Source organism: Amycolatopsis sp. NBC_01307, from assembly GCF_035975215.1.
In the GTDB taxonomy this organism is placed as follows: domain Bacteria; phylum Actinomycetota; class Actinomycetes; order Mycobacteriales; family Pseudonocardiaceae; genus Amycolatopsis.
Window position 1 is genome coordinate 3,019,155 of the sequence record NZ_CP108403.1, and the last position, 25,238, is coordinate 3,044,392.

Genomic DNA, 25,238 nt, shown 5'->3' on the forward strand with positions numbered 1-25,238 from the left:
CGGCTTGTCGTGAGTGTTTAGGAGGGTTCTAACCCTCCTAAACACTCACGACCCGGCCCAGCCCCGCCAGGTGTGGACCAGCGTCGAGACCACCGCGTGCTCCGGCGGACGCTCCGCGTACTGCTCGTACTTCGCCACCAGCCACGAGATCGGCTCGGCGCGGTCCGTGTCGGCGAGGACCCTCGCCACGCCGTCCGCGCGGGTCCACCACAGGCGTGACCAGTCCTCGTCGTAGCCGTCGGTCAGGAAGCTCACCGACGGGTTCTCCGCGATGTTCGCCAACCGCCGCAACGCCGTCGTCGACTTCGGCTTGTGGTCCACCGCGAAGACGATCCGGTCGCCGTGCACCGCGAACGTCACCGGGACCAGGTGCGGGACACCGGCCGCCGACGCCGTTGCCAGCCGGGCCACCCGGGCGGCGGCGAACCGGGTGCGGGCTTCCTCGGGAGGCAGCCTCATGTCAGCGCCGGGGCGTCGAACGTCAGCGTCCCCAGGTCCGCGTCCAAGGTCACCGGCACACCCAGCGGCAACGTCGGCGACGACGCCACGTGCCCGAACCCGAACTCGCCCACCAGCGGCACCCCCAGCGGGCCCAGCCGCTCCAGCAGCAGCGCCTCGACGTCCGCCGGTGCGCCGCACGCCGCCCACGAGCCCAGCACGATCCCGCGGACGCCGGTGAACCAGCCGCTGCGCAGCAGCTGCGTCAGCATCCGGTCCAGCCGGTAGACGCTCTCGGTGACGTCCTCCAGCAGCACGACCGCGTCCCGCGCCGACCCGTGCTCCGGCGTCCCGATGCCGCCCGCCAGCAACGACAGGTTCCCGCCCACGAGCGTCCCCGACGCGCGGCCCGGCACCAGGGTCGACGCCGCGGTGCCCCGCACGACGAGATTGCGCTCCGGCTCGAACAACGCGCGCCGCAGGTGCTCCACCGCGACGTCGTCGAACAGCACGCTCGCCGGCATCGGGGAGAACAAACTGGACAGTCCCAAGTGGACGTCCACCGCCCGGTGCAACGCCGTGACGTCACTCGACCCGGCCAGCACCTTCGGCCCCGCCTCGCGCAACGCCGTCCAGTCGACCAGGTCCAGCATCCGCTGCACGCCGTACCCGCCGCGCGCGGCCAGCACGCACCGCACCCCCGGGTCGCACCACGCCTCGGTGAACTCCGCCGCCCGCGCGGCGTCCGAACCGGACAGGTACGGCGGCGACCCCGCCGAAGCACGCACGCACGGCCCGATCCGCAGCTCGACACCCCAGCCGCGCAGCACCGGCAGCGCCTTCTCCAGCAGATCCGCCGGCACCGGCCCGGCCGGCGCCACCAGGGCGAGCGTGTCGCCCGCCCGCAACCGCGGCGGCCTCATCGCGACAGCTCCAGCCGCGGCACACCCGGCGCCTCGAACCCGAACACCTGGCCGTAGAAGGACAATTCGGCCTCCAGTGCCGCGACGATCGTCTCCGCGCGGCGGAACCCGTGCTGCTCACCGGGGAACCGCTGGTAGGCGTACGGGATCCCGCGCCCGGCCAGCCCGGCGACGAACCGGTCCGCCTGCTCCGGCGGGCAGATCCGGTCCTCCAGACCCTGCTGGAACAGCACCGGCCCAGCCAGCGCCCCGGCGTTCGCCAGCGGCGACCGGTCCACGTAGCGCTGCCGGTGCGCGGGCAGCGACCCGACCAGGCCTTCCAGGTACCGCGACTCGAAGTCGTGCGTCTCGCCGCCGTCGCCGGTCCACCCGGCGAGGTCCACGATCGGGTACATCACCGTGCCCGCGCGGTAGGTCTTCGTCGTGGTCAGCGACGCCGCCGCGGTGAACCCGCCGGCGCTGCCGCCCCGGACCGCCAGCCGCTCGCCGTCGGCCAGCCCGGCCGCCACCAGCGCCTCGGCCACCGCGACGCAGTCGGCGACGTCGACGACACCCCACTGCTCACGCAGCCGCTCCCGGTAGGCGCGGCCGAACCCGGTCGAGCCGCCGTAGTTGACGGCCGCGACGGCGAACCCGCGGCTGGTGAAGTACGCGATCTCCAGGTCCAGCACGGGCAGGTGCTGCCCGGTCGGGCCGCCGTGGACGTGCACCAGCAGCGGCGGCACCGCGCCCTCGGGCGCGATGAACTCCGGGTTGGACGGCGGGTAGAGCACCACCGGCACGGTCTCGCCGCCGGTCGTCGTGAAGACCCGCTCGTCCGGCACCGGCACGTGGGCCACGGCCAGCTCCGGCTGCTCGGTCAGGTCGGTGAGCAGGTCCGCGTCGATCGCGTAGTGCACGACGCCGGCCTCGCGGATCGGCCCGGCCGCGACCCCGGCGACGCCGCCGTCGTAGGCGGCGAGCCCGGTGCTCGACCACGCCGTCAGCTGGTGCGCCACGGTCGTCACCGACCCGGCCGCCTCGTCCAGCACGGCCAGCCGGCTCGACGCCAGCACCGCGTGCCGGCCGCCGCCCAGCGGCACGAACCACCGCGCACCCGGCTTCCAGAGCGGCCCGCCCAGCTCCTGCTCCACCGGCGCGAGGTTGGTCAGCGTCCCGTCGAGGCCGACGCGGTGCAGGTTCCACCAGCCGTCCGGGTCCAGCAGCGCCAGCAGCGTGTCCGCCGACTCCCACTCGACCTGGCAGACGGACACGTCCGCGCCGCCCGCGACGACCCGGTGCGGCCCGAAACTCCCGTCTTCGAGCACGGGTGCGACGCACAGCTCGGTGCCGTCCCACGGCATCGCCGGGTGGTCCCAGCCGAACCACGCCGCGTGCCGCCCGTCCGGGGACAGCTTCGCCGCGGTCAGGAAGTGGTGGCTCGCGCCCAGCACCCGCTCGGCGCCGTCGGCCACCGCGATCGCGACGAGCTCACGTTCGACGTCGGCCGGGCGCTCGCCGACACTGCGCTCGCGCACCGCCCAGACCTCACCGGGCCGGCCCGGTCCGAGGTCGCCGTAGCGGACGGCCTGGGGCCGCGCGGGCTCCGGAGTGAGCGCCACCACACCCTCGGGCCGCTGGGCGTACACCCGCTGGTCGGCCCAGTGCGTGAACACCACCACACCGCCGACGGCCACCCACGGCCTCCCGCCGTACTCGTGCAGCCGGTTGCGGACGTTCCACGGCGCCGGGAGCACGTCCTCGGTCCCACCGCCCGCCACGGCGCGCACGAGGGCCACGCGACCCTGCTCACCAGGCCTTGCTTCGGCCCACCACACTTCTTCGCCGACGACGTCGAGCCACTGCGGGCCGCCGCCGGCGGCGGCCACCTCGGCGGCGGTGATGGGCGAGGACCACGTTCCGTACGGGGAGATCGGAGACACCCCCAGAGGCTAGCGGCCCGGGAACGAGGGGCGGCGGATGCCGATCATGCGCCGGTGGCCTAGGGTCGTTGGTGCTATGTCTCGCGTAATCCACGTCTTCCGCCAGCCGGATCGCTTCGTCGCCGGCACCGTCGGCGAGCCCGGCGACCGCACCTTCTACCTCCAGGCCTCGGAGGAAGTGCGGACGATCAGCGTCTCCATCGAAAAACAGCAGGTCGTCGTCCTCGCGGAACGCCTCGGCTCGCTGCTCGAGGAGGTGGCGAGCCGCTTCGGTGCCGACGTGCCCGACGACGCGCCCGACGACCTCGTCGACCTCGAGCCGCTCACGGTGCCGGTCGAGGAGGAGTTCCGCGTCGGCACCATGGGCCTCGGCTGGGACGCCGACAGCAGCGCCGTCGTCATCGAGCTGCTCGCCATCACCGAGGGCGAGGTCGACGAAACGGTCGTGCTGGACGACACCGAAGAGGGCCCGGACGCCGTCCGCGTCTTCCTCACCCCGGCCGCCGCGCGGGCCTTCGCCGAGCGCGCCGACCGCGTCGTCAACGCCGGCCGCAAGCCGTGTCCGCTGTGTGCCGAGCCGCTCGACCCGGCCGGGCACATCTGCCCCCGGCAGAACGGCTACCGGCGCGACACCGACGCCGGCGAAGACTGACCATGGTCGACACGCCGGTGGCACAGCCGGACCCGGCCGACCCGGCGTCGCGTGAGCTCGTCACGCACGGCCGCATCGACGTCGAGGGCCGGCTCGTCGACGCCTCCAACGTCACGCTGTTCTGCGCCATCGAGCTCGACGGCGTCACCGGCACCGTCGTGTACAAGCCGGTGTCGGGGGAGAAGCCGCTGTGGGACTTCCCCGACGGCACGCTCGCCGGCCGCGAGGTCGCCACCGCGATCATCGCCGAGGCCAGCGGCATCGGCGGGATCCCGCCGACCGTGCTGCGCGACGGCCCGTTCGGCCCCGGCATGGTCCAGCTGTGGATCGAGACGACCGAGGACGACCTGGTCGAGGTCCGCGCCCCCGAGGAGCTGCCCGACGGCTGGCGGGTCGTGCTGCACGCCCACGACCGGTTCGGCGAGCCCGCGGTGCTGGCCCACGCCGACCACCCCGGCCTGCGCGATCTGGCCGTGCTCGACATCGTCGTCAACAACACCGACCGCAAGGGCGGGCACCTGCTGCCCGGCGTCGACGGCCGCGTCTACGGCGTCGACCACGGCATCTGCCTGCACACCGACCCCAAGCTGCGGACCGTGCTCTGGGGCTGGATCGGCGAGCCGGTGCCGCCGGATACCGTCGAGAAGCTGCGGAAGCTGCGCTCGGAAATCGACGGGAAGCTCGGCGAACAGCTGGCCGAGCACATCACCAGGTTCGAGATCCGGGCCCTGGCCGAGCGCACCGACCTGCTGCTCGCGGAAGGCATCTTCCCCGAGCCCGGCGACGACTGGCGCGCGGTTCCCTGGCCCCTGTTCTGATGCCGGCGGTCCTCGACGCCGCCGCGCGCGCCCGGCTCGTGACCCGCTTCGGCGCGGCCGTGGCCGGCCCGTGGTGCGACGCCCTCCCGGACCTCGTGGCCGGGCTGAGCGCCCGCTGGGGGCTGGAGGTCCGCGAGGCCCGGCCCGGCAACACCGGCCGCACGCTGCTGTGCACCGGCCCCGGCGGTGAGCTGCAGGTCCTGAAACTGACGCCGGACCCCGAGATCGCCCGGCTCGAGGCCGCGGGACTGCGCGCGTGGACCGGCTGCCGCCGGGCCGTGCAGGTCCTCAACACCGATCTCGACGAAGGCGCGATCCTGCTCGAAGGCCTGGTCCCCGGCACCGAGCTGCGTGGCCGGGACGTCCCGTGGGCCGAGATCGGCGACCTGCTCACCCAGCTGCACGGCGTCGCACCCCCGGCCGGCCTCCCGTCGCTGACCGACCGGGTGACGTTCATGTACGACATCACCGACCGCACCGTCCCCGGGTCCGCGGCCGAGCCCCACCTGACCCGCGAACTGCTGGCCAGGGCCCGGGACCGGGCGCTCTCCCTGGCCGCCACCGGTGGCTCGATCGCGGTCGTGCACGGCGACCTGCACCCCGGCAACGTCCTCGACGCCGGCCCCGGCCGCGGCGTGGTCGCCATCGACCCGCGCCCCAGCGTCGGCGACCCGGCCATGGACGCCGTCGACTGGGCCTTCCTGCCCATGGCGGCGGGCGGCACGATCGACGACGGCATCAACGCGCTCGCGCCGCACGTGCCGCACCTCGACGCCGAGCGCGTCCACGCCTGGTGCGTCGCGCTGGCCCCGCTGCTCGCGCACGGCCCGCTGCGCCGCGGCGAGCACACGCCGTTCACCGACGCCCTGCTGCAGATGGCGCGCTGACCGGCGTGGCGTCACCCACCGGGGTCGCTCCGGCCACTACCTTCGCTGGTCGTGCGCTCCCACTCCTATGACGACGTGCTCGCCGGCCGGCGCCGCAAGAAGGTGCCGGAAGTCCCCGCCGAGCCCGGCTTGGTCGTCGAAGACCCGGCCAGCGGGTTCTGCGGTGCCGTGATCAAGATCGAGTACGGCAACGTCGTGCTCGAAGACGGCAAGGGCCGCCACCGCGTGTTCCCGCTCGAGCCCGCCGGGTTCCTGCTGGAGGGCAAGCCGGTGACGCTCGTGCCGGTCAAGACGGTGCAGGTGCCGGTCAAGCAGGTGTCGGCGTCCGGTTCGGTCAAGGTCCAGGGCCTGCAGGCGCGCGTTGCCCGCGACTCGCGGATCTGGGTCGAGGGCAAGCACGACGCCGAGCTGGTCGAACGCGTCTGGGGCCACGACCTGCGCGTCGAAGGCGTCGTCGTGGAACCGCTCGACGGCGTCGACGTGCTCTCCGACCGGATCGCCGAGTTCGGCACCGGCCCCGGCCGGCGGCTCGGCGTGCTGGTCGACCACCTCGTGCCCGGCAGCAAGGAGTCCCGGCTCGTCGCGGGCGTTCGCGACGAGAACGTGCTGGTCACCGGCCATCCCTACATCGACGTCTGGGAGGCCGTGCGGCCCGAGGCGGTGGGGATCAGGGCGTGGCCGAGGATCCCGCGCGGCACCGAGTGGAAGCAGGGGATCTGCGACGCGCTCGGCTGGGGGCAACCTTTCGAAGGCTGGCAACGTGTCCTGAGCGGGGTGAGCAGTTTCCGCGACCTCGAGACCCCGCTCATCGGGGCCGTGGAGCGGCTCATCGACTTCGTCACGGAGCCGACAGGAGAGGGCTGAATGTCTGATTTGTCCAAGGTCACGCGTGGGTCACGTCCCGTCACTCCGCCGGTGCTATCCGGCACGATCTGAGAGCATGAAGCCATGGCATGGGCAGTGGTCTGGTTGGTCGTCGGCATCGCCCTGATGATCGCGGAAGTCCTCTCCGGCGACTTCGTGCTGATCATGCTCGGCGTCGCCGCGTTGTTCGGCGCGGGCTCCGACGTGCTCACCGGGAACCTGCTGATCGACGCCGTCGTGTTCGCCGTGACCTCGGTCGGGATGCTCGTGCTGGTCCGGCCCGCGCTGAAACGCCGGTTCTTCGCCGGCACCGGCCACCGCACCGGCATCGACGCGCTCATCGGCGCCCGCGCCGTCGTGGTGTCCACAGTGGATTTCGAAGCGGGGCAGGTGAAACTCGCCGGGGACGTCTGGTCCGCGCGCAGCATTTCCGAACAGCACGAGCCGATCGCCCCCGGGACCGCGGTCACCGTGGTCGAGATCGCCGGGGCCACCGCCGTCGTGTCGGCCGAGCTGTGAGCCTCGGCCTGGTGCGCGTGCCCGAAGGCCGGGCCGCGGTGATCGAGCGCCTCGGGCGGTTCCGCACCGTGCTCGGCCCCGGCCGGCACTTCGTGACCCCGTTCGCCGACAGCGTCCGGGCCCGCGTCGACCTCGGCGACCAGATCCTGTCCTGTCCGCCGCGGGCCGTCGAAGCGGGTGACGGGCACGAGGTCCTCGTCGGGTTCGAGGTCACCTTCGCCGTCACGGACCCGCGGCTGGCCACCTACGAAATCGGCAACCCGGCCGTCGCGATCGAACAGCTGACCCTGACCGCGCTGCGGCGGGAGACCGGCCTGACGACCGCCGAGCGTGCCGTCGCCGCACCGGAGGACCTGCACCGTACAGTGTGGACGGTCCTGCACGACACCACGGGACGCTGGGGGATCACCACCAAGGAGCTCGAGCTCACGGTGCGTCCGCCCGCGGCGCCCGAAACGCCGTCAACCGCGCAAGAATGGTACTAGGTAAGGAGAAGGTCTCTTGGGGACAGCAGCGCTCATAGCCGTCATCGCGGTGGTCCTGTTCGTGATCATCGTGGTGGCCAAGGCGATCATGGTCGTGCCGCAGGCGCAGTCGGCCGTGATCGAGCGGCTGGGCCGGTTCCGCACAGTGGCGTCACCGGGCCTCACCTTCCTGGTTCCGTTCCTGGACAAGGTACGGGCCCGGATCGACCTGCGCGAGCAGGTCGTCTCGTTCCCGCCGCAGCCCGTCATCACCGAGGACAACCTGACGGTGTCGATCGACACCGTCGTGTACTTCCAGGTCACCGACTCGCGTGCCGCGGTCTACGAGATCTCGAACTACATCGTCGGTGTCGAGCAGCTCACCACCACCACGCTCCGCAACGTGGTCGGCGGCATGAGCCTCGAGCAGACGCTGACCTCGCGCGACTCGATCAACACCCAGCTGCGCGGCGTGCTCGACGAGGCGACCGGCCGCTGGGGCATCCGCGTCGGCCGCGTCGAGCTCAAGGCGATCGACCCGCCGCCCTCCATCCAGGACTCGATGGAGAAGCAGATGCGCGCCGACCGTGAGAAGCGCGCCATGATCCTCACCGCGGAAGGTCAGCGGGAGTCCGCGATCAAGACCGCGGAGGGCCAGAAGCAGAGCCAGATCCTCTCGGCCGAAGGTGCCCGTCAGGCCACCATCCTCGCCGCCGAGGCCGAGCGGCAGTCGCGCATCCTGCGGGCGCAGGGTGAACGCGCCGCGCGCTACCTGCAGGCGCAGGGCCAGGCGAAGGCGATCGAGAAGGTGTTCGCCGCGATCAAGGCCGGCCGCCCGACGCCGGAGGTGCTGGCCTACCAGTACCTGCAGACGCTCCCGCAGATGGCGCAGGGCGACGCGAACAAGGTCTGGATGATCCCGAGCGACTACGGCAAGGCTCTCGAAGGCTTCGCCCGCGCACTCGGCGCTCCGGGCGACGACGGCGTCTTCCGCTACGAGCCGGCGAAGGACGACGACGTCCCGGCCAAGCCCGAGCTCGAGGACGAAGAGGTCGCCGACTGGTTCGAGACGAAGAGCGACCCGAAGGTCGCCGAAGCCGTCGCGGCCGCGGAAGCCGTGGCGCGCCAGGAGGTCCCGGCGCTCGGGGTGCCGAGCAGCGCGCCGCCCGCGCGGCCGCAGATCCCGCGTCCGCAACAGCAGCAGGCTCCCGCACCGGAACCCGAGGCCGACGAGGACCGCGGCACCGAGGTCACCCCCGCGCCCGCACCGCCGAAGCAGGCGTCGACGCCGCCCGCCGGCCTGCCCCAGCCGCAGTCGCCCCTGCAGTCCCAGCAGCACTCCGGTCCGCCGCAGGGTGGGTCCTACCAGGGCCCGCCGCCGCAGACCCCGCCGCCGGGGCAGTTCGGTGGCCAGCAGCAGAACCCGGGCAGCGGGCCGTTCCCGCAGCAGCCCCCGTTCGGTGGCCCGCGCCGCTGACGCTTGGTCCGTGAAGGCCTCCTTACCGGCTCTTATGGCCGGTAAGGAGGCCTTCGCGGCGTTTCAGGCCCGGCGGTAGACGCTCGCGTCGTCGATGTCGGCGTGGGAGCGGTCCTTCAGCCAGATCACGCACACCACCGAGACGATCGCCGACAGCACGATGTAACCCGAGATCGAGTACGGCGTCCCGGTCTGGTGCAGCAGCCACGTCGCCAGAAGCGGCGCCGGCCCGCCCGCGAACACCGACGCCAGCTGGTAGCCCAGGCCCGCGCCGCCGTAACGCAGGTGCGTCGGGAAGCTCTCGCCGATGAGTGCGGCCTGCGGGCCGTACTGCAGGGCGTGCGGGATGAACGACACGACGACGATCACGAACACCAGCGCGTGCCCGCCGCTGGTCAGGATCGCGAAGTAGGGGAACGCGATCAGCCCGGTGAGCACCACCCCGGTCAGGTAGACCTTCTTGCGGCCGTACCGGTCGGACAGCTGCGAGAACAACGGGATCATCAGCAGCTCCAGCGCGGCGCCGACGAGCACCGCGTTGAGCACGAACGTCTTGCTGAAGTCGTGGCGCGCCACGACGTAGATCAGCACGTAGCTGGTGAACAGGTAGAACGGCATCTGCTCGCTGAAGCGCACCCCGGACGAGAGCAGGATCTCGCGCCAGTGCTGGCGGATCGCGTCGAGCACCGGCGTCTTCGCGGTCTCGCCCTTCTCGATGAGCTTGGCGAACATCGGCGTCTCGAGGATCTTCAGCCGGATCACCAGGCCGATCGCGACCAGGATCAGGCTGGCCAGGAACGGCAGCCGCCAGCCCCAGGAGTCGAAGGACGCGGGGGAGAGCGTCGCCGAGAGCAGCGTCATGCCGCCGGTGCCGAGCACCAGCCCGACCGGCACGCCGATCTGCGCGAAACTGCCGAGCAGCCCGCGTTTCTTCTGGTCGCCCCACTCCATCGCGAGCAGCACCGAGCCGCTCCACTCGCCGCCGATCGCGATGCCCTGGACCAGCCGCAGCAGCACCAGGATCAGGGGTGCCGCGAACCCGATCGCCGCCGTCCCGGGCAGCAGCCCGACCACGCCGGAGGAGATGCCCATCAGCAGCAACGTGACGATCAGCGTCGTCTTGCGCCCGATCCGGTCACCCCAGTGCCCGAAGATCGCGGCCCCGACCGGGCGGGCCGCGAAGCCGACCGCATAGGTCGCGAACGACTGCATCGCCCCGGCGTAGGCGCTCGACGCGGGGAAGAACAGGTGCGGGAAAACCAGGGCGGCCGCGGTGTTGTAGAGGAAGAAGTCGTACCACTCGATGGTCGTGCCGATCGAGCTCGCCAGCGCCGCACGCCGTACTTGCACCCGCCCTGACTTGCTGTCCGGCTCCACCTTGTGAGTGATTCCATTGTCTCCGAGGACCATCTATCAACACCTCCGGTGACCGACGTCACACAACAGTGTGACGGTCCTCGACGAATTCGGCGATCGATGACGGAGAAGTTGTTCAAGCCGTGAAGGACTCCCGGCGCGCGCGAAACCTCGCGCGGGGTCGATGCCGCGCCGGTTACCGTCACCTCATGGCGCGCCGGGTCATGTACCTCCAGCTCAAGACGGGTTACGACACCGATCGCGGCCCGTCGTGGATTGCGTGGGTCCGGTTCTCCAAGACCTGGCAGACGGCCTACGTCCACGGCCGCACCCTGCGGCGCTGGTGGGGCCTGTCCTCCGCCAACTTCGTCGACGTCGACAGCGGCGAAGAGTTCTGGCTGTCCGGGCCGAAGCGCGATCGGACCGACGGTCGCTACGGCCCCGGCTCGCCGGCGGTCGACGCTGACGCAGCCGGTCCGTACGAGGCGTTCCTCGGTGGGGTGCCGCTGCCGGGCCGGGAGCGCGGCTGAAACTTGCCGAATCGGCAGGTTTGCAGATTCGGCAAGTTTCTGTACCTTGGAGTCATGGACCTCGACACCGGCGGCCTCCGTGAGCGCAAGAAGCAGGAGACGCGCGTCGCGCTGAGCTGGGCGGCCATTCGGCTCACCGTCGAACGGGGGCTGGACAACGTCCGGGTCGAGGACATCGCCGCCGCGGCCGGGGTGTCCACCCGGACCTTCAGCAACTACTTCGGCAGCAAGGGCGAGGCCATCGCGGCCCGGCAGTACGACCGGTCGCGGGCCATCGCGGCCGCGCTGCGCGAGCGGCCGGCCGGGGAGCGGCTCTGGGAGGCCGTCACCCACGCCGTGCTGACCGGGTTCGCGCTCGGCGAGCAGGGGCAGGGGCGCGCGCCGGACCAGGCGTGGATCGAGGGCGTCCGGCTGATGGTCGCCGAGCCCGCGCTGCAGGGCGAGATGCACAAGGCGGTGACCGCGGGGGAGGCCGAGTTCGCCCTCGCCGTCGCCGAACGCACCGGCACCGACGCCGCCACGGACGTCTACCCGCAGCTGGTGGCGGCCGTGGTCGGGGCCGCGCACCACGTCGTGATCCAGCAGTGGCTCGGTACCGACCCGCCGCCGTCGATGGAAGCCCTGCTGCGGGACGTGTTCGGCCGGCTCGCCGCCGGCCTGCCCGAACCGCGCTGACCTATCGCACCACTGGGGCGCCCGACACCCGCCGGGCGAGTTCGTCATGCCCTTTTCCGCTCCAGCACAAGGAGTTCCGCCATGGAAGACGTCGTCATCGCCGGAGCCGGACCCAACGGCCTCATGCTCGCCTGCGAGCTGGCCCTGGCCGGAGTCCACCCGATCGTCCTCGAGGCGCTGCCCGAACCGAGCCCGACGCCCCGCGCGAACGGGCTCGTCGGCCAGGTCGTGCGCCTGCTCGACCGCCGCGGCCTGCACGAGCGGCTGGCCGGCCCGATCGGCCCGCCCGTGCCCGCCTTCGTGTTCGGCGCCCTGCGGCTCGACCTCACCCTCACCGAACCCAACCCGCTGAACATCCTCCCCGTCCCGCAGCGGCGGATCGAAGCAGCACTCGGTGAGCGCGCGGCCGAACTCGGCGTCGAGATCCGCCGAGGCCACGCCTTGACCGGCCTGACGCAGGACGACGAGCAGGTCACCGTCGAGATCGCCGGCCCGGACGGGCCCTACGCGCTGACCGCGCGGTACGTCGTCGGCGCGGACGGCGGCAAGAGCGTCACCCGCAAGCTCGCCGGGATCGGGTTCCCCGGCGTCACCGACGATCGCACGATCTCCTACAGCGCGAGCGCCACCGTGCCCGCCGACCTGATCGACGCCGCGACCGGTGGCCTGCGCGTGCCGGGCCACGGCGTGATCCCGCCGCTGTTCCACTACCGCACCGAACACGGGCTCTTCGTCTACGCGCCGCTCGCCGCGGGAACGGGCGTCACCGCCATCGAGTGGGGCGACGACGACGAGGACGACGAAGACCGCCCGGTGACCCTCGACGAAGTGCGCGCGAGCGTCCGCCGGGTCCTCGGCTTCGACCTGCCGATCGGCCCGCCCGAAGGCGACGGCCCGCACCTGCTGCGCCGGCTGAAGGGCCGCAACACCCGGCTCGCCGACCGGTTCCGCGCCGGTCGTGTGCTGCTGGTCGGCGACGCGGCGCACGTCCACTCCGCGATCGGCGGGCCCGGCCTCAACCTCGGCCTGCAGGACGCGGTCAACCTCGGCTGGAAGCTCGCCGCCGAGATCGGCGGCCGGGCGCCGGCCGGGCTGCTCGACACCTACGAGGCCGAACGCCGCCCGGTCGCGGAGCGGGTCGTCATGCACTCCCAGGCCCAGTCGGCGCTGATCGCGCCGGGCAGTGACGTCACGGCGCTGCGGGAGCTGTTCGGCGAGCTGCTGCGGCAGCCGAGCACCGTGCAGCACATCGCGGACCTGATGTCCGGCGCCGACATCCGCTACGAGCCGGGCACCGCCCACCCGCTCGACGGCCGCTGGGCCCCGGATCTGGTGCTGGCCAACGGGATCCGCCTCGCCGAGCTGACCAGGACGGCCCGGCCGCTGCTGCTCGACCTGACCCCGGCGGCCTCGCTCGGTGACGAGGTGACCGGCTGGGCCGGCCGCGTCGACGTCGTCACCGGGAAGGCCGACCAGGAGGCGACCGCGATGCTGATCCGGCCCGACGGGTACGTCGCCTGGGCGACGAGCGCGACAGATCCCGACGACGCCGATCGGAAGGCCCTGCGGGCGGCCCTGGAGCGGTGGTTCGGCAGCCCGGTTGACATGTAGGAGATCTCCTACGTATTGTCGGGCGCATGCCGGTCAACGACGACGTCTTCGCCGCACTGGCCAGCCCCGCCCGGCGGGAAGTGCTGCGGCTGCTGCTCGACGGCCCGATGGCCGCGGGCGCGATCGCCGAGCGGTTCGAGATGGCCCGGCCCAGCCTCTCGGAACACCTGCGGGTGCTCCGGGAGGCCGGCCTGGTCGACGAACAGCGCCACGGCCGCAACCGCGTCTACCGGCTGGAGGCGGCCCCGCTCGAAGAGGTCGCGGACTGGCTCACCCCGTACGAACGCTTCTGGCGCGGCAAACTCGCCAACCTGCGTGACCTGCTCGACCAGGAGGAGGACCTGTGACCGACGACGACCCGACCGCGATCCACGTCGACCAGTTCCTGGCCCACCCGGCCCGCAAGGTGTGGCGCGCGCTCACCGAACCGGACCTGCTCGAACGCTGGATCAGCATGCCCAACGACATCAAACCCGTGGTGGGGCACCGGTTCCAGCTGCTGGCCGAGCCGGTGCCCGCGGCCGGGTTCGCCGGCGGGCCGGTGGCCTGCGAGGTGCTCGAAGTCGAGCCCGAGCGCAAGCTCAGCATCCGCTGGGGTCCGCAGTGGACGGTCACCTGGCGCCTCGAGCCCGAAGGCACCGGCACCCGGCTCTTCCTCAGCCACGAGGGGTTCGACCCCGACGACGAGTTCCAGCGGATGTCCCGGCGGATCATGGGCGGCGGCTGGCGTTCCCACGTGCCGCGGGCCCTGGCCCGGCTGCTGGACACGCTGACCGACGAGGCACAGCTACCATCGGGTGGTGACCCCCGCCGCCGCTGATCCCACCGAGTCGAAGCCGCTGCGAGCCGACGCCCGGCGCAACCGGGCCCGCGTGCTGGAAGCCGCCGAGAGCGTCTTCGCCACCAAGGGCACCGGGGCGCCGACCGAAGAGGTCGCGCGCGCCGCGGGGGTCGGCATCGGCACCGTCTTCCGGCACTTCCCGACGAAGGAAGCCCTCCTCGAAGCGGTGCTCTACGCGCGGCTGCAGCGGTTCGTCGACGAGGCCGAATCCGTCGTCGCGGCGGAGTCCGGCGACCCGGGTGGCGCGTTCTTCGCGTTCCTGACCAGCTGGATCGAGATGTCGAGCGCCAAGAACGCCTACTTCGAGGCGCTCACCGCGGCCGGCGTCACAGTGCCGAAGACGGAGTCCGACATCGGCACGCGGCTGATCGAGGCGCTCGGCGTGCTGCTCTCGCGGGCGCAGGGCGTCGGCGCGGTCCGCGACGACCTCGTCGTCGGCGAGCTGATCACGGTGATCATCGGCACCGCGCGGGCCGCCGAGTACGCCGGCCCGGACGCGCACCTGCGCGACCGGGCCGTGGCGATCCTCTTCGACGGCCTCCGCCCCCGCGCGTCAGCGGGGGAGCGCGGCTGAGCCGATCGGCTCCAGCGTGGGCCGCTTCGCGGTCATCGTGTCCCCGGACGACTCACCGCGCAGCCGGCGCCGCACCCACGGCACCGCGTGCTCTTGGGCCCACCGAAGGTTCCGGCTGCGGCGCTCGGCGGGGCTGAGCACCTCGCGCGGGCCCAGCACGGCCGCGGTGAGCGGGTGCGTCACGCCGAGGGCGTCCAGCACCGCGATGGCGACCTCGGTGTGGCCGAAAGCGTTGAGGTGCAAGCGATCCGGCGCCCAGCGCCGCCGGTCGCGCAGCTGCCGCATGCCCCACATGTCGACCAGCAGCGCGTCGTGGCGCGCCGCGATACCGCGGACGTGTTCGTTGTAGATCGCGACCCGTCCGCGGATCGTGCGGAACAGCGGGTCCTCGACGCCGTCGACGCCGGTGAACAGCACCAGCCGGGCCCCGGTCGCGCGAATCCGGGCGACGGCGGTCTCGTAGGCGTCCATCAGCGCGTCGATGTCGACCTTGGGCCGCATCAGGTCGTTGCCGCCCGCGTAGAGCGTCACGAGGTCGGGCGCCATGGCCAGGGCCGGCTCGAGCTGCTCGGCGAGCACCTGCCCCATCAGCTTGCCGCGGATGGCGAGGTTGGCGTACCGGAAGCCCGGCTCGTGGGCCGCGAGCTCCTCGGCGGTGCGGTCGGCCCAGCCGCGCACACCGTTGGGAGCGGCCGGATCGTCGTCTCCGACGCCTTCGGTGAACGAGTCCCCCAGTGCTACTAAGCGCTTGCTCATGAGATCCAGTCTAGGCAGCGACGCCGATCACCCGGAGACCCGGTTCCGCTCCGGCGTGGTACGAGACGTCCTTCCTGATGGTCCTCGCTTGGCGGGCGCGGAACTAGGCCGTGAGCTGCCGTGAGCTGCCGGGCGCGGTGGTCGGCGACGTGGACGCGGGTCGCGCAGCGGGTCGAGCAGAAGCGGCGGCGGCCGTTGCGCGAGGTGTCGACGTACGCCGTTTCGCAGCCTTCGCGGCCGCAGATGCCGAGCCGGTCCGGCGCTTCGCAGACCAGGTGGGCCAAGCCGCCGGAGGTGTAGGCGCGGACGCGGCCGACCGGGCCGGCGTCCTCCTCGGAGTAGTGCAGGTGGGGCGGTTTGCCGTCGTGGCTGGCGATGTACGGCCGGCACGCCGACTCCGTGAGCAGCGCGTTGACGAGGTCGACGCGTTCGGCCGGCGTCGCGGCGAACACCGGCCGCAGCCGGGCGGCCCAGGCGCCGATGCGCGCGGCCTCGTCGCCGGTCAGTGCGGCGATGGACATGCCGTTGCCGACCATCGCGTCGAACAGCTCGCTGGCCGAGCCCGCGTTGACCAGGTCGGCGGCGACCTGTGCGGCCGGTCCGCCGTAAGGGTTGAAGTGCACTGAGTCATTACAGCACGATCGAAGCATGGACACCACCCGCTGCCCCCGCTGCGGCTGGCCGCTCGCCGAACTGCCCGCGGCCCAGCCCGTTTCCCACCGGCTCGAGTACGTGCGCTGCGTCTGCGGCAGCTGGCTCGCGCGCCTCGACGGCGAAGTCGTCGGCGCGACGAGAGGGCAGCTGACCCGGTGAGTCAGAGGTCGAGCACGCCCGCCGCGTTGTCGTCCCACTGGTCGACGCGGCGGATGTACTCGTACAGCGCGCGGCTGCCGCGCACCCACCGGCCCTGGTCGGCGATCGCGAGGTCGTCGGCCCCGGCGCGGCGCGCTTCCGTGGCGAACCCGGACCGCAGGGAGTGCCCGGTCACCGGGTACGGCAGCCCGGCGCGGACACCGGCCCGGGTGAGGATCTGGTTGACGCCGGTCGTGCTCAGCGCCGGCACGCCGACGTTGCCGTGCCGGTCGACCCGGCGGAACGCGGGCCCGTCGCCGATCCCGGCGCCCGAACGCCACGCGTGCCACGCCCGGACCGGATCGGTGTCCGGGCTCTCCCGCCGCGGCACGACCATGTCACCGGTGCTCTTGCCGTGTCGCACGGTGATCGCCAGACCCCGGTCGTCGACCGGCTCGACGTCGGTGACCAGCAGGTTCGCCAGGTCCGAGCACCGCGCGGCGATCGGGAACCCGATCAGCAGCATCGCCCGGTCACGCGCGCCGGCGAGCGTGTCCGGGCAGGCCCGCGACATCGCCCGCAGGTCGGGGAGGGTTACCATGGTGGCCTTGCCGCGGCCGAGCTTGACGCCTTCGCGCGCGAGCCGCTGCCGATAGCCCTTCAACGCCCGCCAGGCCGCGCGGCTCGCCTCGGTGTCGATGACGACCTTGTGGTGCCGCAGCCCCGCGAGCGCGCCGGTCAGCCGCCGTTCGATCGTCGACGGCGCCGCCGGGGCGGCCCGCTCCGGCACCTCAGGCACGACACGTTCGTCCGGGCGCAGCGTCCGCCCGCGTTCGAGCCACACGACGAACCCCGTCAGCGCGCCGATCGACGCCGACAGCGGCGGGATCCCGGTCTCGGCGGTGTAGTCCTGCCACACCTGCCAGTCCTGCGCGTAGGCCTTGAGCGTGTTGGGCGGCCGTTGCCCGTCGACGTGCCGGGTGGCGGCCTCGTCCAGCAGCGCGAGCCGGTCTTCCGGGCTCGCGGCGGCCAGGGCCGCGTCGGTCACCGGTTCCAGGTCGCCAGGCACCCGCCGAGGTTACGGGATGTCGATCTCCGCGGGCCGGAGCCCGCGCGGGTCGTCGTGCCATGATCCTGCCGTGACGCACTACCTGCTCAGCATCTACCAGCCCGACGGCCCGACCCCGCCGCCGGACGTGCTCGCCGAGGTCACCGGGAAGCTCGACGCGCTCAACGCCGACCTCAAGACCGCCGGGGCCTGGGTGTTCGCCGGGGGACTGCACCCGCCGTCGAGCGCCACCGTGGTGCGGGCCGGGGAGCCACTCCTCATCGACGGGCCCTTCGCCGAAGGCCGCGAACACCTCGGCGGGTTCACCATCATCACCGCGCCCGACCTCGACGCCGCCCTGGCGTGGGGCCGCCGGCTCGCCGACGCCGTCGCGCCGCTGCCCGTCGAGGTGCGGCCCTTCGCCGACGGCACGTGAGCGTCGAACGCGTCTTCGCCGCCGAGTACGGGCGAGCGGTGTCCGTGCTGGTGCGGGTCTTCGGGAACATCGACATCGCCGAGGAAGCCGTCCAGGACGCGTTCGCCGAGGCCGTCCGGCGGTGGCCGGAGTCCGGGCAGCCGCCCAGCCCGGCCGGCTGGATCATCACCACCGCCCGGAACCGGGCCGTCGATCGGCTGCGCCGCGAGTACGCGCGCGAAGACAAACACGCCCAGGCCGCGCTGCTGCACGCCGAGACCGAGTCCGTCGAGGAGGGCGCCGTGCCCGACGACCGGCTCCGGCTGATCTTCACCTGCTGCCACCCCGCGCTGGCCCCCACCGCCCAGGTCGCGCTCACCCTGCGGTTGCTCGGCGGCCTGACCACCGCCGAGATCGCGAGCGCGTTCCTGGTCGGCGAGGCCACGATGGCCCAGCGCATCGTCCGCGCGAAGAACAAGATCCGCGACGCCGGCATCCCGTACCGCGTCCCCCAGGACACCGACCTGCCCGACCGGCTGGCGGCAGTGCTGGCCGTGCTCTACCTGATCTTCACCGAGGGCTACACGGCCAGCGCCGGCGCCGACCTGGTCCGCGAAGACCTGTGCCGTGAGGCGATCCGCCTCACCCGGGTCCTCACCGGCCTGCTGCCGGACGAACCCGAGGTCTGGGGCCTGCTCGCGCTGATGCTGCTCGTCGACTCCCGGCGCGGCGCCCGCACCACCGCCGACGGCGACCTCGTGCTCCTGGCCGATCAGGACCGCGCCCGCTGGGACGCGGGCCTGATCGCCGAGGGCCAGGGGATCGTCCGCCGCTGCCTGCGGCGGAACCAGCCGGGCCCGTACCAGATCCAGGCGGCGATCAACGCCGTCCACAGCGACGCCCCCACCGACTGGGCGCAGGTCAAGCAGCTCTACGACCAGCTCCTCGCGCTCACCCCGACTCCGGTGGTGGCGCTGAACCGGGCGATCGCCGTCGCCGAGGTCGAGGGGCCCGCCGCCGGGCTCGTCCTGGTCGAGGACCTCGACCTCGGCGGATTCCCGCTCTACCACGCGATCCGAGCGGACCTGCTCGAGCGCCTCGGGCGCCGGCAGGACGCGGTCACGGCGTACACGACGGCGATCGAGCTGACTCACAACGCCGCGGAAAGAGCGTTGCTGGAACGAAAACTCGCCGCGTGCGGCTAGCGTGTCACCAGCTCCAGCCACGTTCGGCCGGCGGCGTCCAGACGTTCGCCTTCTGCAGGTACGGGAAGACCTCGCCCATCAGCCGGATCTGCTCGGCGTCGTACATCACCGGCAGGAACATGAACCCGCGGACGCCGGTCTCGTGGTGCAGGTCCAGCAGCTGCTCGGCGACCGTCTCCGGCGAGCCGACCAGCACCTTGCTGCCGCACGCGAGACCGATCGTGCGGGCGATGTCGTCGAACTCGCCCTCGTAGTTCTCCTGGTAGGTCTCGCTGCCGCCCATCAGCTCGGTCGCGATGTCGCGGGCGGCGCCCATGTCGAGCGAGTCGCGGACCCACTCGAACTTCTCCTGCGCCTCGGCGTCGGTCCGGCCGAGCAGCACGCCGACCGCGCCGGCCATGTTGACGTCCAGCGGTGACCGCCCGGCCGCCTCGGTGCGCTCGGCGAGCGAGTCGACGGTCTTGCGGACCTTCGAGTAGTCGTCGGGCAGCGGGGTGAACGCGAAGTCGCAGGTGCCCGCGATCAGCTCCTGCCCGGCAGCCGAGACGCCCGCGTTGAACAGGCACGGCCACGGCTGCTGCTCGATGTGCGGGCCGATCAGGCTGCCGCGCAGGTCGTGGTACTCGCCGTGGAACTCGACGTGCTCGCCGCGCGCGGCCCACAGCGTCTTGACCGCTTCGACGGCTTCGGTGGTGATCTTGTAGCGCAGGTCGTGGTCGGTGTCGGTGGGCGCGCCGAGGAGTTCGGCCTCCGGCGTCTTCCAGCCGGGCACGATGTTCCAGCCCCAGCGGCCGCCGCTGAGCGCGTCCAGGTTGGCGCCGAGGCGGGCGATGACGCCGGGGGAGAGGTAGCGGGTGTGCATGGTGGTGACGACGCCGATGTGCTGCGTCGCGGCCATCACGACGGGTGCGTAGATCGGCGCCGAGATGTGCGGCTGCGCGTGCCCGATGCGTGCGCTGTTCTCGCCGTGGGTGATGTAGCCGTCGGCGAAGAAGACGTAGTCCATGCCGATGTCTTCGACCCGGCGGGCCAGGTCCATCTGCGTGGCGGGGTCGAGGGCGTCCGGGTTGCGGTCGGCGACCGCCTTGGACGTCGCGGTGGGGGTCGGCGAGCTGAGCCACATGAAGCCGAATCGCAGCTGCCCGTCGGGGAGGCGGTCCTTCGTGGTGCCACGGGACATGCGCATCTCCTATCGGATAGTTGTTCTTCTTTCAGGTCAACGGGAAACGCCGAAATCACTTGGCGTGTTCGAGATCCGCGCGCAGATATTCGGCGGTGTAGGACTTCTTGTCCTTGAGCAGCTTCTCTGGAGTGCCCTCGAACAGCACCCGGCCACCGTGGCGGCCGGCCTCCGGGCCCAGGTCGATCACCCAGTCCGCGTGCTTCACGACGTCGAGGTCGTGTTCGATCACCACGACCGTGTTGCCGCCGTCCACCAAGCGGTCGAGCAGGTCCAGCAGGTGCCCGATGTCGGCCATGTGCAGGCCGGTGGTCGGTTCGTCGAACAGGTAGACGTTGCCGGTCTCGCGCAGCCGGTGCGCGAGCTTGACGCGCTGCCGCTCACCGCCGGACAACGTCGAGAGCGGCTGGCCCAGCGTCAGGTACGACAGCCCGACCTCGGTCAGCAGTTCCAGCTTCTTCGTGATCGGCTCTTCGGTGAAGTAGCCGAGGGCTTCCTCGACGGTCAGCGCGAGCACGTCGACGATGTTCTTGCCCCGCAACGTCTTGTCCAGCACCTCGGGGCAGTAGCGGCGGCCGTCGCACGCTTCGCAGACGGTCGTCACCGGGTCCATGTAGGCCAGGTCGGTCTCGATGACCCCGCGGCCCTTGCACTCCGGGCAGCCGCCCTCGGAGTTGAAGCTGAACAGCCCCGGCTGCGCGTTGTTGGCCTCGGCGAACAGCTTGCGGATCACGTCCATGACGTCGAGGTAGGTCGCCGGCGTCGACCGCGTCGAAACCCCGATGGCCGACTGGTCGATCATCACCGCGTCCGGGTGCTGCCGGCGGAACGAGCCCGAGATCAGCGTGCTCTTGCCCGAGCCCGCCACGCCGGTCACCACGGTGAGGACGCCGGTGGGGACGTCGACCGACACGTCGTGCAGGTTGTGCAGGTCGGCCTTCTCGATCGGCAGCTGCCCGGTCGGCTCGCGGAAGCCCTCCTTGAGCCCCGGGATGTGCGTCAGGCACTTGCCGGTGAGCGTCGAGGAGCGGCGCAGCTGCTTGACCGTCCCCTCGAACACGACCTCACCGCCGTGCGTGCCGGCGCCGGGGCCCATGTCGACGACGTGGTCGGCGATGTCGATGACGTCGCGGTCGTGCTCGACGACCAGCACCGTGTTGCCCTTGTCCCGCAGCGCGCACAGCAGTTCGTTGAGCCGGTGCACGTCACGGGGGTGCAGTCCGACGCTCGGCTCGTCGAAGACGTAGGTGAGGTCGGTGAGGCTGCTGCCCAGGTGCTTGACCGTCTTGAGCCGCTGGCCCTCACCGCCCGAGAGCGTCGAGGTCTCCCGGTCGAGGCTGAGGTAACCCAGCCCGATCGACTCGACGCGTTCCAGCGCCGCGAGCGCGCCCGCGAGCACCGACTTCGCCGCCGGGATGTCGATCGCCTTCAGCTCGGCGATCAGCTCGCTGACCTCCAGCGCGCAGTGGTCGGCGATGTTCTTGCCGTTGATCTTCGACGCCAGCGCGGCCTGGTTCAGCCGGCCGCCCTTGCAGACGGCGCACGGGCCGGCGGCGACGATCTTCTCCACTTCGCGGCGGTCACGCTCCTTGAGCGTGTCGAGGCCGTTTTTGAGGTATCGCCGGTTGAGCTTGACGACGACACCCTCGTACTCGTTCGAGTAGTTCTGCCGCTTGCCCGAGCGGTCCACCCGGAAGCCGCCGCCGTGCAGCAGCAGCTCCCATTCCTTCTTCGTGAACTTCTTCAGCGGTTTGTCCGGATCGAACAGTCCAGACTGCGCGTAGAGCTGCCACATGTAGGTGCCGATCGCGAACAGCGGGGAGTCCAGCGCGCCCTCGTTGAGCGTCTTGTCGCGGTCGATCAGCAGGTCCAGGTCCAGCTTGGTGGTCTTGCCCAGGCCCTGGCACTCCTCGCACATGCCCTGCGGGTCGTTGAACGAGTAGAGGTTCGACGACCCCGCGCTCGGCTTCCCGTAGCGGGAGAACAGCACGCGGAGCATCGCGTGGATCTCGCTCATCGTGCCGACGGTCGAGCGGGCGTTGCCGCCGATCGGCTTCTGGTCCACCACGATCGCCGTCGACAGGTTCGACATCCGTTCCGCGCGCGGGCGTTCGTGCTTGGGCAGCCGGTTGCGGATGAACCAGCTGAAGGTCTCGCTGAGCTGGCGCTGGGACTCGACCGCGATCGTGTCGAACACGATCGACGATTTCCCTGAGCCCGATACGCCGGTGAACACGGTGATCTCACCCTTGGGGATGCAGAGCGAGACGTTCTTCAGGTTGTTCTCACACGCACCTTCGAGCACGATGTGGCCGCCGGTGCGGCGGGTCTGCCGGTTCGCCATGACCTGCGCCTCCTCGTCCCGGGGCCGAAGCCACGCGACCCGGTGGTCGATCGGACGATTGATTGCCTTCGGGCAATCACTTTACCATCCCGAGTCCGTCACGGCCGGGTGACGGACCGGCGGCAGGTGTATCGCGAGCGCCGTATGGCCTGTGCGCGAACAGAAGATGATATCCTCGGGCTTTCCGATTGCGGTGCGCTTTCCCTCGAAAGCGGAGGTGGGTTATGACCAAGTTCCACGGTTCCCCGACCGCTCCGCCGGGTCCGCCCGGCGAACTCGAGAACGCGTTGTCGTACATGCAATGCGTGCTGGTGGCGCGGCGCACGCGCGCGACGCCGGAGAAGATCACCTGGTCGCAGTACGACGTGCTCGAAACCCTGCGGATCCACGGCCCGCTGACGCCCTCGGCGATCGGCGAGTCCCTGGGCATCTCGCGCCAGAGCACGTCCAAGGTGCTGCGCGTGCTCAAGGACCAGTTCCTGATCGAGCAGGCCTCCCGCGGCACCGACCGGCGCGAGCAGACGACCTCGCTGACCGCCGAAGGCGAAGAGTTCCTCATGCGGGCCGCTCAGGGCCGCCGCGAGACGGCCAAGGTCGCCGGCGTGGCGCTCACATCGGGCGAAGCCCAGCTCTTCGCCGAGCTCTGCCAGAAGGTCGCCGACGCACTGCACTCCACACCCCAGCCTTTCCCGCTTCGCGACGTTTGATCCGCGCGGTCACGCCTGGCCCCCAGACGCTCACGTCCCGTTACGGTTTCCCTGGCTGTGACCGGCTCAAACGCGCTCGCGCCGACGTCACCCCTTGTGCACGCCGGTGCCCGCGCGGCGCCTCTCCGCCGATCGGACCAGTGCGCACCGCTGACCGTCGGCAATCCACATCGGATTCCCGCGCCCGGGTTGCCGTGACCGCAATGGCCGGTACCGTACGCGCGCGAATTCGCGGCGATAAACAATTTCTCGGGTAATCGTTTTCAGGCGATAAAGGCAACGCTGGGTCATTGATATTGCCCGCGGTTGACAGGCTTCCGAGCCGTTTGCATACTGGTTGCTGAAAAGAAATCATCTCGCCTGAATTGATCATTAGTGCCGCTTCCTTGCGGTAAAGGCGATCGCCATCGGCACCGAACAGGGGGATCCATGCCCGTCGACGGGAACCCGGCCGTGCCCGAGCTTGTGCTGCCACGGCTGTTCGAACGCGCCGCCGCGCTGCGTCCACATCGGACGGCGCTGAGCGGCGACGGCCCCGAAGTGTCCTATGCGGACCTCAACGCCCGCGCCAACCGGCTGGCCCGGACGCTGCGCCTGACGCAGGTGCGTGACGGCGCCCCGGCCGGCCTCTACCTGGACCGCTCGGCCGACCTCGTCGTCGCGCTGCTCGCGGTGCTCAAGGCGGGCGGCTGCGTCGTCCCGCTCAACCCGGCCTACCCGGCCAAGATGATCCGCCACATCGTCGAGGAGACCGGCCTGCGCACGGTCGTCCACCAAGGACAGCCGTCGCTGGCAGAGGCGGACCTGCCGGTCCGGCAGGCGCACGTCGCCGACCTGATGGAGGAAAGCGCGTCCCAGGACGACCACGACCTCGACCAGGCGCCGGCCGCCGGAGACGACGCGTTGGTCCTGTTCACCTCCGGCTCCACCGGCCGGCCCAAGGGCGTCCGGCTCGCCCACCGCGGCCTCGCCCGGCTCGCGGTCGCGGACCCGAAGCTGACGATCACGCCGGACGACTGCCTGGTGCAGCTGGCCGCGTTCTCCTTCGCCGCGTCCGGCAACGAGTTCTGGCTGAGCCTGCTCAACGGCGCCGAGCTCGTCCTGCTGCCGCCCGGCCTGCCGTCGCTGTCCGACCTGCGTGACGTGATCACCAAGCACGGCGTGAGCGTGCTGAGCCTGCCTTGTGGACTGTTCAACCTCTTGGTCGACAACGAACTCGACGCCCTGCGGCAGCTGCGCGTGATCATGGTCAGCGGCGACTTCCCGTCCCCGGCTCACCTGGCGACCGCGGCCGAGCACACCACCGCTGCGATCTTCAACGGCTACGGCTGCACCGAGAACTCCGCGATCTCCTCGCTGTACCCGATCACGCCGGCGGTCCGCGAGCTGGACCGCGTCCCGGTCGGCAAGCCGCTGACCGGCGTCACGATGGACGTGCTCGACCAGGACCTCAAGCCGTGCCCGCCCGGCGACGTCGGCGAGCTGTGCATCGGCGGCACCGGCGTCGCCAACGGCTACCTGAACCTGCCGGAGGCCCAGGCCGGGAAGTTCGTCGACGGCGGCACCCGCTACCGCACCGGCGACCTCGCCCGGCTGACCCCCGACGGTGACGTCGTCCTGGTCGGCCGGTCCGACAGTCTCGTGAAGATCCGCGGGTTCCGTGTCGAAACCAGCGCCGTGGAACTCGCCCTGAAGTCCTTCGACGACGTCGAGCACGCCGTGGTCAAGGCGTTCGGGAACGAAGCGAACGAAAAGAGCCTCGTCGCGTTCTACACGACGTGGAGCGGGCAGGAAATCGGCACCGGCGAACTGATCGCGCAGCTCGCCGATTCCCTGCCGGAGCACATGATCCCGTCGGACTTCCGCCGGCTCGAAGCGATGCCGGCGAACCTCAACGGAAAGATCGACCGGGCCGCACTGCACGACCCGCGCGCCCGTTCGTCGGAAGATCCCCGAGCAGAAAAGGAGCAACGCATGTCGAACCCCCTCGAAACGGTCATTCTCCAGATGTGGCGCGACATCATCGGCAGTGACGACTATTCGGTCACCGACCCGTTCGTCGGGCACGGCGGCAATTCCCTGCACTTCGTGAAGTTCGCTTCCGGCCTGCAGTCGGTCTTCGCGGTCGAGGTCCGGCCCGAGGACGTCTTCCGGCACGGCACCGTCCGCAAGCTCGCCGAGCACGTCGAGTCCTTGCGGGCCGGCGCCGCCGCCAGGTGAGCGGCAGACCGAACCGACGC

26 protein-coding genes and 1 pseudogene are annotated in these 25,238 nt (G+C 71.5%); 18 read left to right on the forward strand and 9 right to left on the reverse strand.

Annotated features, from left to right (window positions below; genetic code table 11):
- Positions 1 to 45 precede the first annotated feature (45 nt).
- Genes OG439_RS12655 through OG439_RS12665 form a run of 3 tightly spaced genes read right to left on the reverse strand, consistent with a single transcriptional unit; the run spans position 46 to position 3,283 of the window.
- Positions 46 to 459 (reverse strand): TIGR03668 family PPOX class F420-dependent oxidoreductase, encoded by a 414-nt coding sequence (locus tag OG439_RS12655; protein WP_326949577.1) that lies wholly within the window; start codon positions 457 to 459, stop codon positions 46 to 48.
- Positions 456 to 1,361 carry a S66 peptidase family protein gene (locus tag OG439_RS12660; RefSeq protein WP_326949578.1) on the reverse strand — a complete coding sequence of 302 codons (906 nt, stop codon included), beginning with the start codon at positions 1,359 to 1,361 and terminating at the stop codon, positions 456 to 458. Before OG439_RS12660 ends, OG439_RS12655 begins: the two co-directional genes overlap by 4 nt.
- A complete protein-coding gene (locus OG439_RS12665) occupies positions 1,358 to 3,283 on the reverse strand; it encodes a prolyl oligopeptidase family serine peptidase (RefSeq protein WP_326949579.1) in 1,926 nt (641 codons plus the stop codon). The genes OG439_RS12660 and OG439_RS12665 overlap by 4 nt, the downstream gene beginning before the upstream one ends.
- Before the next feature lie 76 nt (positions 3,284 to 3,359).
- Between OG439_RS12665 and OG439_RS12670 the strand changes: the two genes are divergently transcribed.
- The 7 genes from OG439_RS12670 to OG439_RS12700 all read left to right on the forward strand — a co-directional run bounded on the left by OG439_RS12670 (position 3,360) and on the right by OG439_RS12700 (position 8,964).
- Entirely contained in the window at positions 3,360 to 3,935 is a 576-nt protein-coding gene (locus OG439_RS12670) for a DUF3090 domain-containing protein (RefSeq protein WP_326949580.1), read from the forward strand.
- A gap of 2 nt (positions 3,936 to 3,937) precedes the next feature.
- Positions 3,938 to 4,753 carry an SCO1664 family protein gene (locus OG439_RS12675; RefSeq protein WP_326949581.1) on the forward strand — a complete coding sequence of 272 codons (816 nt, stop codon included), beginning with the start codon at positions 3,938 to 3,940 and terminating at the stop codon, positions 4,751 to 4,753.
- Complete coding sequence (locus tag OG439_RS12680) at positions 4,753 to 5,640, forward strand: aminoglycoside phosphotransferase family protein (RefSeq protein ID WP_326949582.1); 888 nt, start codon at positions 4,753 to 4,755, stop codon at positions 5,638 to 5,640. Before OG439_RS12675 ends, OG439_RS12680 begins: the two co-directional genes overlap by 1 nt.
- Positions 5,641 to 5,691: 51 nt before the next feature.
- Positions 5,692 to 6,504: a DUF3097 domain-containing protein gene (locus OG439_RS12685; RefSeq protein ID WP_326949583.1), complete on the forward strand. Its 813-nt coding sequence runs from the start codon at positions 5,692 to 5,694 to the stop codon at positions 6,502 to 6,504.
- An 84-nt stretch (positions 6,505 to 6,588) separates the two neighbouring features.
- On the forward strand, positions 6,589 to 7,023 hold the full coding sequence (locus OG439_RS12690; protein WP_326949584.1) for an NfeD family protein: 435 nt from the start codon (positions 6,589 to 6,591) through the stop codon (positions 7,021 to 7,023).
- Between the two features lie 11 nt (positions 7,024 to 7,034).
- The gene (locus tag OG439_RS12695; RefSeq protein WP_326949585.1) at positions 7,035 to 7,508 is read left to right on the forward strand and encodes an SPFH domain-containing protein; all 474 of its coding nucleotides are present in this window, start codon (positions 7,035 to 7,037) and stop codon (positions 7,506 to 7,508) included.
- An 88-nt stretch (positions 7,509 to 7,596) separates the two neighbouring features.
- On the forward strand, positions 7,597 to 8,964 hold the full coding sequence (locus tag OG439_RS12700; protein ID WP_326951536.1) for an SPFH domain-containing protein: 1,368 nt from the start codon (positions 7,597 to 7,599) through the stop codon (positions 8,962 to 8,964).
- Between the two features lie 63 nt (positions 8,965 to 9,027).
- On the opposite strand, the gene OG439_RS12705 is transcribed toward OG439_RS12700, so the two are convergent.
- The gene (locus tag OG439_RS12705) at positions 9,028 to 10,374 is read right to left on the reverse strand and encodes an MFS transporter (RefSeq protein ID WP_326949586.1); all 1,347 of its coding nucleotides are present in this window, start codon (positions 10,372 to 10,374) and stop codon (positions 9,028 to 9,030) included.
- A gap of 155 nt (positions 10,375 to 10,529) precedes the next feature.
- On the opposite strand from OG439_RS12705, the gene OG439_RS12710 reads away from it, so the two are divergent.
- From OG439_RS12710 to OG439_RS12735, 6 genes are all read left to right on the forward strand, one after another.
- Entirely contained in the window at positions 10,530 to 10,850 is a 321-nt protein-coding gene (locus OG439_RS12710) for a hypothetical protein (RefSeq protein ID WP_326949587.1), read from the forward strand.
- A gap of 54 nt (positions 10,851 to 10,904) precedes the next feature.
- Entirely contained in the window at positions 10,905 to 11,525 is a 621-nt protein-coding gene (locus OG439_RS12715; protein WP_326949588.1) for an acyl-CoA-like ligand-binding transcription factor, read from the forward strand.
- Between the two features lie 81 nt (positions 11,526 to 11,606).
- Complete coding sequence (locus tag OG439_RS12720; protein WP_326949589.1) at positions 11,607 to 13,136, forward strand: FAD-dependent monooxygenase; 1,530 nt, start codon at positions 11,607 to 11,609, stop codon at positions 13,134 to 13,136.
- Between the two features lie 26 nt (positions 13,137 to 13,162).
- Entirely contained in the window at positions 13,163 to 13,483 is a 321-nt protein-coding gene (locus tag OG439_RS12725) for a metalloregulator ArsR/SmtB family transcription factor (protein ID WP_247051755.1), read from the forward strand.
- Positions 13,480 to 13,956 (forward strand): SRPBCC family protein, encoded by a 477-nt coding sequence (locus OG439_RS12730; protein ID WP_326949590.1) that lies wholly within the window; start codon positions 13,480 to 13,482, stop codon positions 13,954 to 13,956. The genes OG439_RS12725 and OG439_RS12730 overlap by 4 nt, the downstream gene beginning before the upstream one ends.
- Entirely contained in the window at positions 13,937 to 14,551 is a 615-nt protein-coding gene (locus OG439_RS12735) for a TetR/AcrR family transcriptional regulator (RefSeq protein WP_326949591.1), read from the forward strand. The genes OG439_RS12730 and OG439_RS12735 overlap by 20 nt, the downstream gene beginning before the upstream one ends.
- Here OG439_RS12735 and OG439_RS12740 read toward each other — a convergent pair.
- Both OG439_RS12740 and OG439_RS12745 read right to left on the reverse strand, forming a co-directional pair.
- A complete protein-coding gene (locus OG439_RS12740; RefSeq protein ID WP_326949592.1) occupies positions 14,531 to 15,307 on the reverse strand; it encodes an SGNH/GDSL hydrolase family protein in 777 nt (258 codons plus the stop codon). The genes OG439_RS12735 and OG439_RS12740 overlap by 21 nt on opposite strands.
- 116 nt (positions 15,308 to 15,423) lie before the next feature.
- Positions 15,424 to 15,930 (reverse strand): annotated as a pseudogene (locus OG439_RS12745) (CGNR zinc finger domain-containing protein); the annotation flags it as partial.
- A 25-nt stretch (positions 15,931 to 15,955) separates the two neighbouring features.
- Between OG439_RS12745 and OG439_RS12750 the strand changes: the two are divergent.
- Positions 15,956 to 16,120, forward strand: coding sequence for a hypothetical protein (locus tag OG439_RS12750; RefSeq protein WP_326949593.1), 165 nt, complete (start codon positions 15,956 to 15,958; stop codon positions 16,118 to 16,120).
- Between the two features lies 1 nt (position 16,121).
- On the opposite strand, the gene OG439_RS12755 is transcribed toward OG439_RS12750, so the two are convergent.
- Positions 16,122 to 17,168 carry a site-specific integrase gene (locus tag OG439_RS12755; RefSeq protein ID WP_247051762.1) on the reverse strand — a complete coding sequence of 349 codons (1,047 nt, stop codon included), beginning with the start codon at positions 17,166 to 17,168 and terminating at the stop codon, positions 16,122 to 16,124.
- A 70-nt stretch (positions 17,169 to 17,238) separates the two neighbouring features.
- Between OG439_RS12755 and OG439_RS12760 the strand changes: the two genes are divergently transcribed.
- Complete coding sequence (locus OG439_RS12760) at positions 17,239 to 17,583, forward strand: YciI family protein (protein WP_326949594.1); 345 nt, start codon at positions 17,239 to 17,241, stop codon at positions 17,581 to 17,583.
- The gene (locus tag OG439_RS12765) at positions 17,580 to 18,767 is read left to right on the forward strand and encodes an RNA polymerase sigma factor (protein ID WP_326949595.1); all 1,188 of its coding nucleotides are present in this window, start codon (positions 17,580 to 17,582) and stop codon (positions 18,765 to 18,767) included. The genes OG439_RS12760 and OG439_RS12765 overlap by 4 nt, the downstream gene beginning before the upstream one ends.
- A 4-nt stretch (positions 18,768 to 18,771) precedes the next feature.
- Here the strand turns inward: OG439_RS12765 and OG439_RS12770 are convergent, their stop codons facing one another.
- Positions 18,772 to 19,947, reverse strand: coding sequence for an LLM class flavin-dependent oxidoreductase (locus OG439_RS12770; protein WP_326949596.1), 1,176 nt, complete (start codon positions 19,945 to 19,947; stop codon positions 18,772 to 18,774).
- Between the two features lie 55 nt (positions 19,948 to 20,002).
- Positions 20,003 to 22,291, reverse strand: a complete 2,289-nt coding sequence (locus tag OG439_RS12775) for an excinuclease ABC subunit UvrA (RefSeq protein WP_326949597.1) — start codon at positions 22,289 to 22,291, stop codon at positions 20,003 to 20,005.
- Between the two features lie 224 nt (positions 22,292 to 22,515).
- Between OG439_RS12775 and OG439_RS12780 the strand changes: the two genes are divergently transcribed.
- Positions 22,516 to 22,998: a MarR family winged helix-turn-helix transcriptional regulator gene (locus OG439_RS12780; protein ID WP_247051767.1), complete on the forward strand. Its 483-nt coding sequence runs from the start codon at positions 22,516 to 22,518 to the stop codon at positions 22,996 to 22,998.
- Between the two features lie 429 nt (positions 22,999 to 23,427).
- Positions 23,428 to 25,218 carry a non-ribosomal peptide synthetase gene (locus OG439_RS12785; RefSeq protein ID WP_326949598.1) on the forward strand — a complete coding sequence of 597 codons (1,791 nt, stop codon included), beginning with the start codon at positions 23,428 to 23,430 and terminating at the stop codon, positions 25,216 to 25,218.
- The last annotated feature ends 20 nt before the right edge of the window (positions 25,219 to 25,238 follow it).

Coding starts and splice junctions, on each gene's coding strand:
- OG439_RS12655 (WP_326949577.1), bottom strand. CDS start 459: ATGAGGCTGCCTCCCGAGGAAGCCCGCACCCGGTTCGCCGCCGCCCGG.
- OG439_RS12660 (WP_326949578.1), bottom strand. CDS start 1,361: ATGAGGCCGCCGCGGTTGCGGGCGGGCGACACGCTCGCCCTGGTGGCG.
- OG439_RS12670 (WP_326949580.1), top strand. CDS start 3,360: ATGTCTCGCGTAATCCACGTCTTCCGCCAGCCGGATCGCTTCGTCGCC.
- OG439_RS12675 (WP_326949581.1), top strand. CDS start 3,938: ATGGTCGACACGCCGGTGGCACAGCCGGACCCGGCCGACCCGGCGTCG.
- OG439_RS12680 (WP_326949582.1), top strand. CDS start 4,753: ATGCCGGCGGTCCTCGACGCCGCCGCGCGCGCCCGGCTCGTGACCCGC.
- OG439_RS12690 (WP_326949584.1), top strand. CDS start 6,589: ATGGCATGGGCAGTGGTCTGGTTGGTCGTCGGCATCGCCCTGATGATC.
- OG439_RS12700 (WP_326951536.1), top strand. CDS start 7,597: ATGGTCGTGCCGCAGGCGCAGTCGGCCGTGATCGAGCGGCTGGGCCGG.
- OG439_RS12705 (WP_326949586.1), bottom strand. CDS start 10,374: ATGGTCCTCGGAGACAATGGAATCACTCACAAGGTGGAGCCGGACAGC.
- OG439_RS12710 (WP_326949587.1), top strand. CDS start 10,530: ATGGCGCGCCGGGTCATGTACCTCCAGCTCAAGACGGGTTACGACACC.
- OG439_RS12715 (WP_326949588.1), top strand. CDS start 10,905: ATGGACCTCGACACCGGCGGCCTCCGTGAGCGCAAGAAGCAGGAGACG.
- OG439_RS12720 (WP_326949589.1), top strand. CDS start 11,607: ATGGAAGACGTCGTCATCGCCGGAGCCGGACCCAACGGCCTCATGCTC.
- OG439_RS12725 (WP_247051755.1), top strand. CDS start 13,163: ATGCCGGTCAACGACGACGTCTTCGCCGCACTGGCCAGCCCCGCCCGG.
- OG439_RS12740 (WP_326949592.1), bottom strand. CDS start 15,307: ATGAGCAAGCGCTTAGTAGCACTGGGGGACTCGTTCACCGAAGGCGTC.
- OG439_RS12750 (WP_326949593.1), top strand. CDS start 15,956: ATGGACACCACCCGCTGCCCCCGCTGCGGCTGGCCGCTCGCCGAACTG.
- OG439_RS12770 (WP_326949596.1), bottom strand. CDS start 19,947: ATGTCCCGTGGCACCACGAAGGACCGCCTCCCCGACGGGCAGCTGCGA.
- OG439_RS12775 (WP_326949597.1), bottom strand. CDS start 22,291: ATGGCGAACCGGCAGACCCGCCGCACCGGCGGCCACATCGTGCTCGAA.
- OG439_RS12780 (WP_247051767.1), top strand. CDS start 22,516: ATGACCAAGTTCCACGGTTCCCCGACCGCTCCGCCGGGTCCGCCCGGC.
- OG439_RS12785 (WP_326949598.1), top strand. CDS start 23,428: ATGCCCGTCGACGGGAACCCGGCCGTGCCCGAGCTTGTGCTGCCACGG.